Origin of the sequence: Bacillus sp. V5-8f, assembly GCF_002863565.1 — a bacterium.
In the GTDB taxonomy this organism is placed as follows: domain Bacteria; phylum Bacillota; class Bacilli; order Bacillales; family DSM-1321; genus Peribacillus.
Window position 1 is genome coordinate 95048 of record NZ_PGUW01000001.1, and the last position, 14240, is coordinate 109287.

Genomic DNA, 14240 nt, shown 5'->3' on the forward strand with positions numbered 1-14240 from the left:
TTAGGACTCGCTGATTTTTTATATAGAAACCTCTTGTTTCTTATTCAATTGGCGTGCAAGCTTCTTTTGCTGGCGCTTTTCTTTAAACCGGATGAGTACCATGTATAAAGATGGAACAACGAACAACGTTAAGATTGTAGAGAAAATAACACCAGAAATAATGGTGATGGCCATAGGCCTAAAGAGAATATCCCCGATAAGCGCAACAGGAAGAAGCCCTAGAATGGCTGCAGTTGCCGTTAATAAAATCGGGCGGAAACGGGCCTCAGTCGCTTTAATAACAGCTTCTGTCAACCCCAGTCCTTCATGTCTCGCATCTTCCATAAATTCAATTAATACAATCCCATTCCGGACGACTATTCCTGCCAAGGCCGTGATACCGATGACTGACATAAAGCCAATCGGCGTCCTTGTAATAAACATTCCGATGATTCCGCCAGCTGCGGCTAAGTATACCGTAGTTAAAATAATAACCGGAATGGATAAAGAGTAGAATTGAATTGTAATTAAAATAATGATAATCGTGATACACACTAGGAACAGTTTTCCTAAATCCGAAAACGATTCCGTTTGCTGCTCAGTTTCACCACCAATTTCCCACTTGTATCCTTCAGGGAAATTGAGCTTTTCTACTTTCGACATAATCTCTGCCATTGCTTCAGTGGCAGTCGTTCCTTCTCTAACGTCAGCATTCACTGTTATGGACCGCTCTAGATTATAGTGGGAGATCTGCTGAACAGAGAACGTTGGCTTCAATTCGGCAAGCTGCGCCAATGGAATCTGCTCACCTTCCATATTCGTTACACTAAGTCTTTGAAATAAGGCTGTAGGATCTTCGTTTGTTTTCTCCAAATAAAGCTTGATATCAATCAGGTCATCACCTGTGTCAAATTCACTGACGTCGAGCCCCTGGCTAATTAAACGCAGGGTTGTTGATAGATCTGTATAACTGACAAGCTTCTGATCCATAGCATCCTTATTCACCTGGAATTCAAGGGAATAACGCTGAGTTCCCATAGAATCAGTAATATCATATGTACCGTTTGTGTCGGATATAATTGTTTTTAACTGTGCGGATAGATTACGCAGCTGCTCCATATCCTGTCCGGTCAGCCGGATGGAAATTGGCGCACCGACATCGATACCAGCTGATAACGATTGCGTCACTACGGATATTCCAGGATAAGCTTCTTCAAAATGCTCATTCCACTTTTCAATGGTTGTATCGATATCCAGCTTCCCAGCTTCACCTAAAACAGATATTTGTCCGACTTCTGCTCCTGAACCCGCAGGCATGGTGTTAAATAGCTGAGGCGCGCCACCTCCAGAAGCGGAACTGACATCTTTCACGCCAGGTTGTTTGCCAGCCCACGCAGCAACTTCTGTGACAATCCGATCGGTTTCTTGAAGAGCAGTTCCAGTTGGCATTTCTACATTTATTGAAAATTGCGGATCTTCTGCTGTAGGAAATAACTCAACAGGGACAAATGGAGCCAATCCATAGGCGGCTGTTCCAATCAATAGTCCAGACAAGCCAATCCGTAATGGATGCTGTACGACTCTCCTCATCAATTTACCAGAGTAAAATTGGTTCAAAGCATGAATCTGTTTTCCCAAAAATCCTGCAGGCTTACCGGATTCCTCACGTCTGTGTTGATTGCGTTTTTCATTCCATTCACGGAATATCGGAACAATTGTCAGTGACATGACCATGGATGCCAGTAAGGCAACGATAATAACAAGAGGAATTGGTTTAATAAATTTCCCCATATCCCCGGTTAAGAACATAAGCGGCAAAAAGGCCGAAATCGTTGCAAGTGTGGCTGTAATGATGGAAATAATAACTTCTTTTGTACCATTAACCGCAGCTTTTAACGGACTTTCTCCCAAAACCGTTAATCTTCTTTCAATATTGTCATTAACCACGATCGCATCATCCACCAACAGCGAAAGAACTATAATGATCCCAATAACCGTCATCTGATTCAGAGTCACGTCAAACATCGGCAGGAACACAAATCCTATTGCCAGGGATAACGGAATCGCTAATGCCACTATGGAAGATGTAATTAAATTCAAGCCGAGCATACATACGATAACAACTGCGACCATCGCGATAATCAGTTCTTTGGATAAGTCGGAAAACATGTCACTGATCGTATCTTTTTGGGCGTACAATAAGTCAAGCTTAAACCCCTTAGGAAGAGACTCTTTTAACTTATCCATCTCCTTGACAACGGCAGCGTCCACAGTAGGAACATCGCTTCCTGTTTCCCCGCTAATGTCTAAGGTAATGGCAGGTTTCCCATTTATGTACCCATTGTACGAGCCTTCCCCATGTGTTAGGGTTACCTTCGCTATATGTTCTAGATAAATAGGAAAGCCTTCTTCGGTTCTGGTAATGATTACTTTGTTCAGGGAATCAATGCTTCTTGTATCTGTTATTCTTAGCTGATAATTCCGCTCTTTATAATCGATATCACCAATCGGCATTCGTTCATTTTCCGCTCGAATGGCCTGTGTAACTTGTGGCCACGATACATTGTATTGCTGCATTTTTTGCGTATCCAGGTCTACCCGGATTTCTTGTTCAGGAATCCCTTGGATGTTCACATCCGCGATGCCGGAAACTGCTCGTAACTGATCTTTCCAGGTGTCCATTAAATCATTTAATTCTTTCAGTCTTTCCGGCTTTTCAGCATATACAGCGTAAGAGCTGATAAATGTTTTAACTAAATTATCGTTAACAAATGGCTGAGTCGCATCGTCCGGAAGATCCGCTTCGGCATCTTGTACTTTTGTGCGAAGCTCAGCCCACTTTTCTTTCGGCTCCACATCAGGCTCCAGCATCACCGTAATGGTTGAAACACCTTCCATGGATGTGGAAGTAATCGTATCGACACCTTGTATTTCTTTAATTTTTTGCTCAATTTTCTTCGTAACCGTTTGTTCAACTGTTTCCGGAGTAGCACCAGGATAAGCGGTCGTTACGATCGCCTGGCTGATGACAAGGTCCGGGATTTCCTGCTTCGGCAATTGAAAAAAGGTTAATATACCAAATACAGTGATGGCCGAAAAAAATAGGAGGGTAATTTTTCGTTTTTTGACCAAATATTCTATCATTACTTTTTACCCCCGGCCGCTTTCACCGGGTCACCGTCAAGCAATAATTCTCCTCCACGAATAACGACTTGGTCGCCCTCATTCAAACCACTCACAATATGAATCTTGTTATCAATTAAGTTTCCGGTTTTCACTTCGGTTTTAACAGCATGCCCTTTAACTGCTTTGAAAACATATGGGTTATTCCCACTGCTTATGACCGCTTCAATGGGAATGAGTATTCCATTATTGTCACTTGTGACCCTGTTGGCCTTCACTACCTGGCCAGGCACCCATTCAAAATCCTTATTTGGAATCACAACCTCGACGCTGATGGTTCCGGTACTGTCATTTGTTTGCGGGTGAATTTTATTTACTTTCCCTGATTTCACTTTATCATAGAGTGACACTGACACTTTGTCGCCAATGCTCCAATCCTTGATTTCCTTATCCGGTACGGAAAGAAGGACTTTTAACTGGTCAGTGCGTCCAAGCTTGTACACTGATGTTCCGGGACTGACCTGCTGGCCCTCTGAAGCTAGCTTTTCTAACACAACCCCTGTAATAGGGGAGTTTAAGCTTGTCTTTGAAAGGGTAAGCTCCGCCTGTTCCTTTCCGATCAAAGCCTGTTCATAGGCTGCCTGGGATTGCCCTTTTGCAGCTACTGCCTGTTCTTTTGAGGCAACCGCCTGATCTCTTGCAGCAATAGCCTGACCTTTTGCAGCAACCGACTGCCCTTTACCTGCCATGGCTTGTTCCTGTCCTGCTTGGGCTTCTTGTACAGTTGATGCAACACGTTTTCTTTGTTCTTCAGTCGCTCCTTCTAAAATGAGGGATAACGACTGTTCTGCATTCGCCACATCTTTTTGTGCATTCGTAAGCTGAAGCTGCATATCGTCATAGTCCTTTTTAGATGCGAGCCCTTCATTATATAAAGCTTTCACACGGTCCGTATCAATTTTTAACTTGTCATAAGCCGCTTTTGCCCTGTCAACCGCCAGTTGTGCCTGGGCTTTTTCCTGTTCGCGGGCTCCTTTATCAAGCTCTGCAAGGCTGGCTTGTGCACTGTTTATCCGTGCATTTGCTGCCTTTATATTGGCTTCTGCTGATTTAATTGCCTCATCTGATGAATTGACGCCTGCGTCTGCAGAGCCAATGCCCACGTCAGCTGCTTGTATTGCCGAATCCGATGAGTTAAGAGCTGCCTGTGCCTGGTCGATGGCATTAGCCGCCTGTTGCACTTGAAGTAGATAATCTGAGGGATCTAAATTCGATAAAGTGCTTCCCGACTTAACTTGATCACCTATGTTTACATTCATATCCTGAATAAGTCCCCCAACCTCGAAAGACACAACTGTCTCTTCGTACGGCAATAGTTTGCCTGAAAGATTGGAAATCGCATCAAGTGACTCTGTAGTCACACTCGCTACTTCAACGTTTATCGCAGTCTTTTCTTCCTGGCTGCTGCTTACCTGCTTTGAAGAACAAGCAGACATCAGAAGACTGAAACTTACCGCAGCAGTTAATAAAGGCCAACGTTTCCCCACTCTTTTTTCTCTCCCTCTCTTTATGTAGAATAAATCGGAATTCTTTTTCTCTCTCTTAGACTATAAAAAAAAACAGTTAGTATTCTCCTACAAAAGTATGATTATACCAACAAGTCATTTTTATACCATAGAGTTTCCAAGATGATTATAAGTCGGATGGACTAGGTTGTCAATATATAGTTAGTTTAGTATATATTAACAACAATCCTCCAAAAACCAGTTGGTCAAATGGCAAAGAACTATAATGGCATCTATCATGGGTTTCATTTCATTTGGAAAAAAATTGCGATATGGGGTAGAAAAGGAAACGGTCCACCTCTTCTTCTGACAAGGCTGTTACAAAATGCTCACTTCCAGCCGCATTTTGTACTCGATCACGCTTTAGCTGGATGTAGCTTTCACTGACGATTCCCTCCTTTTGTAGAAAGTCATTCAACACCTTTAGGCTATTGATCTTCTTGTTGATGGTAGCAATGGCAAACTGCCGATCCAAGAGGTGCTGTTTGTATCGTACAAAGGAAAAACGAGAGAGAGGCTGCTGATCAGACACAGCTTTCTCCTCTAAAAATCGTTGATAGCCTTTGATGTCTCCCACGTATGACTCTATTGTTTTTGGTGACTTCCCTTCCTCAAATATCCATTGCTGAAAAACTTGAGCTAGGTTATCCATGTGTATCTCTCCTAACGCAAAAAGAGCCATGAACGCTTGATTTCACATTCATGGCTCCTACTTTTTAATGATGTCGATGATAGTTTTAATCGTGCAAATGGTACAAAGACCAGGGCACGGACAAGGGCAGATTTTCATATCATTCCCTCCTTTTGTTATTCTATTTTTGTTTTCCTATTTAGTCATCACTGGTTAGTCTTTGACTACCTCCGTAGCTACTGCAACTAGCACAGTCGTTATCACTTCTTCCCACATCTTCCCTTCACCTCCTCCTATGATCACTCACGACAGAAATATAATTATGACGTCAGTTATTTTATCCTCGGTATGGCAGTATTACTTGGCATGACTAAGTTTTACTTTGTTATGCTTAGTACGATTTAGTTATGGCGTGAGATTAGCCAAAGAAATGTCGTGAGTTTGATTTTGCAGTCTAAGCAAAAGGGATTAGTTTTTACCCCTGCTGATTTAGAAACTTGTCCGAAACGGTTTCTCCATTCTTTAACCAAACCGTGTACAGCCATTTTCTTGAAGACACTTCTACCCCAATCCCAGCGATCCATTCATTCGCCTCTTCATCAATGTACAGCATGGTTTCAAACAACAACGGATCAGGCAACATATTCATGTGCTCTCTTGGAATGAGGCTTTCATAGATTTCTTCATGGCACAGTTCAATTCCCTCAAAACTAACTTTTTCTCTTTGGACCTCCACTTGAAAATAGTGTTCTAGCGTAGTTATAAACCAATCAATTTCTTTCACCTGTTTACCCTCCTAAAAATGAAAATAGCCCTAACTCCTCGGAAGGAATTAGAGCTAATTAATCCTATACACTAATATAATATAATCTTATTTTTCTAGTTGATTCGTTTTCCTTACCAAAAAGAAAAGCCCCGCAGAGATTTCTCTCCAAGGGACTTTTCTGTAAGTTTTGAATGGTGACTAGCACCTATCATAAACTATACTAATTATTGAGCAACATTTGTATCAGTTGCAGAAGTAGACGTGTTTGCCTTACCTGCTAAATCTTTGATTTTATTAGCATCAATAGATACAGTTACGCTACCTGTAGTTGCTAAATCAGCACTTAAGTTTAATACTAATTTGTTATCATCTGCAGTTCCAGTAGCAACTGTAGCAACTACTTGACCTGCGTCTACAGCACTACCTGTTAAAACATAAGTACCAGGAGTTATTGCAGCTAATTCTGAATCATCGATCTTTTCTGAGAAAGTTAATGTAATTGTACCATTAGCTGTACCGTTAGCATCATAAACAGCACTTGTTAACGTTGGTGCATAGTTTGCTGATTGAACTAAAGCTACAACATCAACGAACTTACTGCCTGTAGCAGATAATCCTAATACTACAGAGTCACCAACTTCAACGTCACGTAGACCACCTTCTACAGTATAGTCATCACCATCTCTATCAGTTGCATCATATACTTCGCCGTCAGTACCTAGCTCGTATACTACGCCATTAACTGTGATTTCGCCTTCTCCTACGTTAAGGTTTGTAACTTCACCAGTAACAAATCGTGCAGTATTTGAAGCGAACTGAAGATCAGTTACAATAGTACCTGCTTCATTAACTTTGATAATAGCAACTGAACCTTCTACTACAGAATCAGCATTGCTATCTTTTACTTCGTAAGTTTTCTTCACACCGTTAACAAGTGCAGAAATACGAACGATATCACCGTCAGATTTAGAAACAGAAGTGATTAATGCAGTCAACTCTTGATCGTCAGCTACACTATCATTATAAGTAACTAAGTGAGTTACTTCTCCATCTTCGTTGTAGTATACTTTAGCTTGACCAGCTAAAATATCTACGCCTTCTTTCTTTAACTGGCCCCATGTTGTAACTTCTACATCATCTGCGTCTGGATCAAAGAATTTGTCTGCTCTAGATACATCGTATACTAGTGTGCTATCTTGAAGCTTATGACCATTTGCATATTTATCATCTTCGTCAATGCTAGTAGTTAAAGTTGCAGCAGAAGTGATAAATGTTAATTCATTAACTTTATTGTTAGAATCTTTGTTAACTTTGATAACGTTATTAGTTTGCTCTGTAGCATCATTAGTATCATCTACACCATCACCATTAGCATCTACAAACACAGGAGTTGCATAATCTTGAAGGTCAGCTACTAATTCACCGTATGTTCCAGCTTCGTTAACTGCAACAATAAATCTTGCATTAGCATTTGAAGTTGCTTTAGTGAACGTTGTTGGACCAGTGAAAGCAGAAGCATAGATAAATTCGTCAATCTCTTGAGCTGCGTTTCCAGGGAAGTTATCATCTACTTCATACTCAACTTCATCAGCTGCAGTTTGAATTGTGATTTTATCTAATGAATCAATTGCAAAATCATAAGTTTCTTCTTCACCTTTTGAATTTAAACCATCAAATTCAGCTTGGAAGTCACCTTTAGCGTCAATGTAACCAAAGAATTTATCTTGTAGGTATAGAGAGTCAGCGTTAGTGTCTACATCCGCTACGTTACCTACTACATAGATAAGTTCGCCTTTAGCATCGAAGTATAATGATACATCTCCACCAGCTTGAAGTTGCTCAGCTTCTGTATCAGTTAAGTTCTCAAAGTCTCCATCTTCATTCAGATATTTCACAGGACCATACGCATTAGTATAATCGTAGTTTTTACCGTTGAAATCGAATGAATCTTCAAACACGTCCTCAATTTTGCCTTTAGCATTGTTATCAAGTACGTATGCGAAACCATCTTTGCTATATGCATCCGCATTAAAGAATAATAAGTCGTTTGGCTTAACATCTTTAATTGAAATTTGTTTTCCTTCTGCATTTACAATAACGTAATCTTCAAGGTCTAATTCATCTGAATCATAACCTAAAGCATAGTTACCTTCTACTTGTTTAACCAAGATTGGGTTGTCTGTATTGTTATAAGCATAGATACGCTCTACATCGCCTGAATCATTAAAGATAAGTTTTGCGTAGTCATATTCTTTACCTACAATGCTAGCTACTCCGCTAGTTCCAGTAGTAGCGTTGTTATTATGACCGACAAGTTTCACTTCAGCTCTTGAACCTGTAGCACTTGAGCCTTCATTGATGATAACTTGAACATTTGCAGCTAAGTCGTATTCAACTTCTTCGTCAATTGTTTCAATTTCATCGTTTTTATTTACTTTAATTGCATCGTAAACAACTTTTTCAGTGTCATATTCGTATTTTACTAGGTTTTCTTCACCATCAAACCATACACGAATCACTTGACCTAAAGCTTCTTGGAAGTTGAAATCAGAAGTTGTAGGAACATCAAGTCTTACATAATCCGGGCTTCCGTTGTCAGAATCCCCATCATTGTATTCAATTGTTGCTGTACGCTTTTCAGAATCAACGTCTACTACACGAGCTAATCTATCTTCATCAAGATAAGCTGGACGAACAAATTTACCTACTACCACTTCACCAGCAACAGTAACAGTGACTGAATAATCTGTTGCATATGCAAGTACTGGATTATCTCTATTAGCATCGTCGTGTGCAAATAACTCAATTTGAGCACTCTTACCGTCAGATGCAAGTTTAACTTCTTTCACACCAAACTGCGCACCTGATTTTGAATTTTTGATAACGATATCGGAAGCTTGAACTCCAGATACTTTTTGGTTGAAGTTAATTACTAAGTTTTTGTTTGCAGCGTCAAGTGCACTTACACTTGTAATTGCAAGTTCTGGCAATTCAGCAATCTTCTTAGTAGCAGCTTCGTTAGCAGCATCAAATGCAGCTTTAGCTGATCCTACGATTGTTTCTTCAATGCCAGATTCAATAACTGCACGAAGGTCTTTTTGTTGTGCGTCGTAAACTTTTTTCAGTTCAGCTTGAGCAGCTTGAACTTGTGAACGAGATTGAGCAGCAGCGATAGTAGCTTCTGCTTTAGCGGCAGCTTTTTCTACTTGTAATTCAAGAGCATTGAATGACTTTATGTAGTTCAGCGCGCGGCCAAGCAAGTGGCTTTGACGTACTTGTGCAAGTTTAGCTAGAGCTGCAGCTTTCTTGCTAGCATTCTTTTCGTTCTTATTTACATATGCTACTGCATATTTGTATTGAGCTTCACCTTTTTTGTAAGCTGCGTAAACAACTGAGCGGTCTACTAGAGTACCGTCTGCAACGTATGGCTTACTGTAAGAGTACATTGCATTGTACATTACTGTTAAAGCTCTGCTGACTTCGCGGTCAACAGCCGATAATTGAGCAGCCTCTGTGTTTTGAGCAGGAGCAGCAGCTACGAAACCAGAAGCAGCGATAGCGGAAGCAGTTGCGATTTTGATTGCTTTCTTTTTGTTCATCTTTTTGAAGTTCTCCCTTCGGTATTTAAAGTAGTCCGCCGAAGTAGGCACCAAGTGACCAGTTTCAACGGCTATCAAACTTAACGACTATTATACTAGTTAACTAAGGAAATAACAACCTATAATGCTATATATTTCTTTTAACTAGTAACAAAGTCTTTTCTATTACAAGAGTTGAACTGGAAATTACCAAGTCCTTCTTGCAATTCCTATATTATTACAAAACCATAGGAAATTCTAGCTTTTTTTTGTAATTATTACGCGTTTTGGCTTAGTAATAGTTTCCAGTTATGGTTAACTAAACTAAAACAAACCTGTGTTTGTAATAATAGTGAAATCCTCTAGAAACAAAACACCTTATTAAGATATGTAAATAAAGCTAAGATATTACAATTTGTAGGTAAATAGTTTGTAAACCTTTTGTTATACCACCTCCGTGTTAATTCCCTCATATCTGCTGTTGTGTATGACTGGTCAGTTCACTCCTGTTTATAGTAGCTACACACCAATAGTACATACGTTACTTCTGATTTATTCTTATTAAGAATGGCTTATTTGTGACATACTTACACATTATTATTCAAATCAGTCAACCCAACGCATACTCCCGTCTAAATTACAAATCCTTTCTTTTATAAAACAACGTTGGTCTTCCGTCTCACTCCTTCACTGAAACATACTGCCGCCTTGCAATTCCTCATAAATACAACATCTTTCTTTATGCTTCTATAATTAAAAAGAGGCGTTCGATCGTCCAAAATCGATAGCCTCTTAGTTATCTATTGAGTTATTACTTTATATTCAGAGTAATGTTTGGTTTTAATAAGTTACGATTTGGCGATTTATCCACTGAAACCGTTGAAGCATTAGTTCCAGCCGATAGGTTATGCCTGTTTGCAAAGGAATTCCAAAAACCAAGGTTTAAGTCGCGCTCGCTATAACCTGATTCACCATCCATTTCAACATAATATTGAACAGGGCTATCCGCCTGCCAGTATTCACTGGTTGCTATACTAACCAGATCCCTTCCTGTAGGCTGTCCGGCCTCGTTCAACTCGGGTGTTACACGGATTTCCGATGTCGGGATTACTCTTTCGTATAGCTTTATCATGACATCAGCTGGTTTAATTGATGTCGCCAAGGGTTCACCGTACGAGAAGATCAATTGGGTAGGATTTGCTTGATTTATTATTGCTTCTTTTAGCTCCGGACTGACATTATCAGTTAAAGCCACTTCATGATTTGAAGGTGATGCGTCCATACCATATTTGTCCTTTAGCCCAGTAATCGACAGAGAGTGCTTTTTTGTTTCTGATATCGTTCCCTGTTGTAAGGATATTTGAATCGTGGACTGGTGTTTCCCTGAATTGACCACTTTAATGATGGAATTGCTCGGCAACGCGTTTCCATTAATCTTGTACTTATTTTTGTTCATTGCAGAAGCCATGCTTACTCCGGCAACATCAGAAACAACAATATTAATTATGTTATATTTTGTTTCGGTTACGTCCAGCACCCGGGGCGGCTGTGTATCGTGCAAAATCCGGTCCAGTTCTTCAGAAAAATGATACATGTACTGGTATTTATTGATAAGATTACGCCTTACATCAGAGCTATAAATTTTACTTAGTGCTGTTTCCATTGCTTTAATCAAGCCCAGGTTCTTATCAAACTCAGCCTTTAATTGGTTTCGGTTATAGGTATCTTTCGCTAATATCGTTTTTGTATATTCGATGTGTTTATGTACGTTCGAGGCTGCATAGAGCGCATTGTTAAAGTTTGTTGCGCGGTCGATATAGACTTTCACTTTTTGCAGGCGCTTCTGAAGGTCTGTTTTTGTACTGGATGAAGGCAAGCTGTTCACTGCTTTTAATGCGGAAGCATAGAGGGATTTTGCTGTTGTCAGTTCTGTGGTTATGACATGATAGCGGCCAATTGTTGTATAAAGTGTATGCAACCGGTAAGCGGCACTTTCGGCTTTGGAAACCATACTTTTTGCAGAGCTGACACTTACTGCGGCAGATACCGGCTGGGGTGCTGTTGAAATATAAGCGCTGGAAACTATAACGGCGGAAGAAATAATGGATAACATTTTCTTATTGTTTATACGCATATGGATTTACCTCCCGTTCATATAAATTACTGTGGCAAGAAACTGATGGACAAGTCCATTATACCCCGCTCCAGTTACTCCTTCTGCCCTACAATAGTAGGAGGTTTTCGACAGAAACTTTTATTAATCAAACGTTTGATTAAAACATGAAAAAACCTAGTTCCTTCATTAATATATTATGAAACCAGCGTGAAATTTTTGTAAAAAAATGTAGAAATTTTTCTACAATAAAAACTACTACCTGTTTTTGGTAAAGCAAGGGTTGCTTCTCAAACCTTTCATTGATTTCACCCCAAATACAACCTATACAAATTCATGTCGTTTAAAAGCAAAAGTTTATATGGTCAATAAACATGTGAAAATCCGTTTAGAGCTAACCCAAAAAGAGGAACCAGTAGTACACCCGACTTAGCGCCTGTGCCCACTGGTTCCTTCCTTTCATTTCTATTTTAATTCCCGAACAACATAACTCGCACTAACCCAACCGGTAGTATCATCATCCAGCTTAATTTGATACCACTTTTTTGTGGAATCCATATATGGCGTACCATCCTCTTTCAGGACCAGTTGTACATAGGTGTTTAATGCCAAGCCATTGCCGATTTTTTCTGCGGAGGCAGTCGGCTCTGTACGGACGTTCAGCGGATTGCCTGTAGTTCTGCCTAAATTAGCGACCAACATAAATTGGTTATAAACATCAAATTTGATATCTTTTGTCCAATAGATGTTTTCATCAACACTTATCTTAACCCAAAAATCATTTTGTTTTTCAAGCAGCAGGAATATTGTTCCCTTTTTAATCGGGTCAACCAGTGGCTCTCCATCTTTTTCTTCATATATTACTAGGTCCTTTTTGGCCACGGCCTGTATGTGATTCGGGAATATATCGGATTCTGCAGGACGGCTTGGTGCCTCAGGTATGATTGTATTAGCTATCACTGCTGCATAATGGCTACTGTTGAAACCTATAATTTTCGCCATATGATCAGCTATTTTCTTGCCCCATAACGGGTCGCTTGCATAATAATAGTTCATGCCTTCACTATTTTCGTTAACCCGTGCATTTTTTAAGTTCTTTGTACTAAATCCAAGATAGGCACCCTTGTACTTCCAGTTTTCCGGATTCAAGTACGTCGTCTTCATTTCACGGGCTATGTATTCGATGTTTTGATCCACACTGGCAAAACGCACTGCGGCTACATAAGGGCTTGCATCATAGGCTCCAAACCCAAATAAGTTCATTTTTCCTTGAGAGATCAGCGAGGTTCCAAAAGCACTTTCGTGTATCGCGTGGGCTGCAAGGTAAACTGCATTCACTCCGTACTTGTTTCCAGCATCTATAAATGCCTGGCCTTTCTCGGTCAACACACTCGTTTTCTTTGTTAGTTTCACGTAGGATGCGATATAATCATCGATTTGTTTGGCAGTGACATTTGCTGGTTTTCTTAGGTCCACAAATTGATAACCCGTTCTCGAAGTCAATGGATCCCCTGTTTTTACCTCTTGGACATAGTCGCCCGGCACATACCCTGTCTTTCCGCTGTAGGTCACTTTATACCAACCGTTGGAAAGTTTATGTGTTGGAATAATGATTTTCCCCTTTGGAAGCACCACAAGGGAAGCAGCAGACCAATCGGCTATCTTCCTCACATTAAGGTCCGCCGAAACTAAGAAAGTTGTTGCCACAGGTATTTTCACCTCCACAGGCGGAGTATATACTGAAAAGTCACTCTTATAAAAATAGCCCGTTTTCCCGCCATAGGTCACCTTATACCAGTTTCCGATATTCCTATCAGATAAGACCAATGTGCCGGTTGGTATTTTTACAAGTTTCTTATAGGCATTTCCGTGGCTTTGATATACATATGTATCTTTTAGCGCTTTATATGTTGTGCTCTTAAACGTTTTTAATACACTTTGATTTACATTTGTTCCTTCTATAAATACATTTTTCCCATTAAAAGAAACCCGGTACCATGTCTGGCCAATGCTATTCACCACTTTTTGCGTGGAATATAACCCATTATCGGCAGCAATTCTATAAACCTCTTTTTGTTTTGTATCCGGTGTTGGATAAAGGCTGCTTTGTTTATTTGTGATGTAATAAGTTCCCTTCATATTCGTATACTGATAATATTCTTTCAGTCCGCCATTGACCCACCCTGTTGCCGTCTGGTTCTTTCCGCTGTTCGTATATACATATGAAACTTTATACCAATTACCCATTCGTTCAGCGGACAACACCGTTTTGCCTGCAGGGATTTTTAAAATAGATTTAAAGTTTGTTCCCGCACCGGATCTTAGGTCCAAAACAGCAGTAGTTTGATAGGTAGTTTTGGGAAATTGCACCGGATTAACGGTTTCTGCCTGCCCTATATTCAGTACACTTTCAGGTGCGAATGCCGCTCCAAAAAGCAGGGCAGCGGATAGCACCAAGGTTTTTCCTGTTTTTTTCAATAGTTTC

At 40.2% G+C, this 14240-nt stretch carries 7 protein-coding genes; all 7 read right to left on the reverse strand.

The features are described 5' to 3' along the window. Window positions 1-18: 18 nt before the first annotated feature. The gene (locus CUU64_RS00390) at window positions 19-3123 is read right to left on the reverse strand and encodes an efflux RND transporter permease subunit (RefSeq protein WP_101631300.1); all 3105 of its coding nucleotides are present in this window, start codon (window positions 3121-3123) and stop codon (window positions 19-21) included. Further along, window positions 3123-4649 carry an efflux RND transporter periplasmic adaptor subunit gene (locus CUU64_RS00395; RefSeq protein ID WP_257985333.1) on the reverse strand — a complete coding sequence of 509 codons (1527 nt, stop codon included), beginning with the start codon at window positions 4647-4649 and terminating at the stop codon, window positions 3123-3125. The genes CUU64_RS00390 and CUU64_RS00395 overlap by 1 nt, the downstream gene beginning before the upstream one ends. 268 nt (window positions 4650-4917) lie before the next feature. Beyond that, a complete protein-coding gene (locus tag CUU64_RS00400; RefSeq protein ID WP_257985334.1) occupies window positions 4918-5319 on the reverse strand; it encodes a site-specific integrase in 402 nt (133 codons plus the stop codon). Window positions 5320-5773: 454 nt separating this feature from the next. Further along, entirely contained in the window at window positions 5774-6082 is a 309-nt protein-coding gene (locus CUU64_RS00405; RefSeq protein WP_101631301.1) for a hypothetical protein, read from the reverse strand. 206 nt (window positions 6083-6288) lie between these two features. Beyond that, window positions 6289-9663, reverse strand: coding sequence for an Ig-like domain-containing domain (locus CUU64_RS00410; RefSeq protein WP_101631302.1), 3375 nt, complete (start codon window positions 9661-9663; stop codon window positions 6289-6291). Window positions 9664-10453: 790 nt separating this feature from the next. Further along, entirely contained in the window at window positions 10454-11776 is a 1323-nt protein-coding gene (locus tag CUU64_RS00415) for a hypothetical protein (RefSeq protein ID WP_101631303.1), read from the reverse strand. A 444-nt stretch (window positions 11777-12220) separates the two neighbouring features. Then, the gene (locus CUU64_RS00420; RefSeq protein WP_101631304.1) at window positions 12221-14233 is read right to left on the reverse strand and encodes an SH3 domain-containing protein; all 2013 of its coding nucleotides are present in this window, start codon (window positions 14231-14233) and stop codon (window positions 12221-12223) included. Between the last annotated feature and the right edge of the window lie 7 nt (window positions 14234-14240).

Excerpts from the sequence above, each read along its gene's own strand:
- CUU64_RS00390 (WP_101631300.1), bottom strand. The coding sequence starts at position 3,123 with ATGATAGAATATTTGGTCAAAAAACGAAAAATTACCCTCCTATTTTTT.
- CUU64_RS00400 (WP_257985334.1), bottom strand. The coding sequence starts at position 5,319 with ATGGATAACCTAGCTCAAGTTTTTCAGCAATGGATATTTGAGGAAGGG.
- CUU64_RS00410 (WP_101631302.1), bottom strand. The coding sequence starts at position 9,663 with ATGAACAAAAAGAAAGCAATCAAAATCGCAACTGCTTCCGCTATCGCT.
- CUU64_RS00415 (WP_101631303.1), bottom strand. The coding sequence starts at position 11,776 with ATGCGTATAAACAATAAGAAAATGTTATCCATTATTTCTTCCGCCGTT.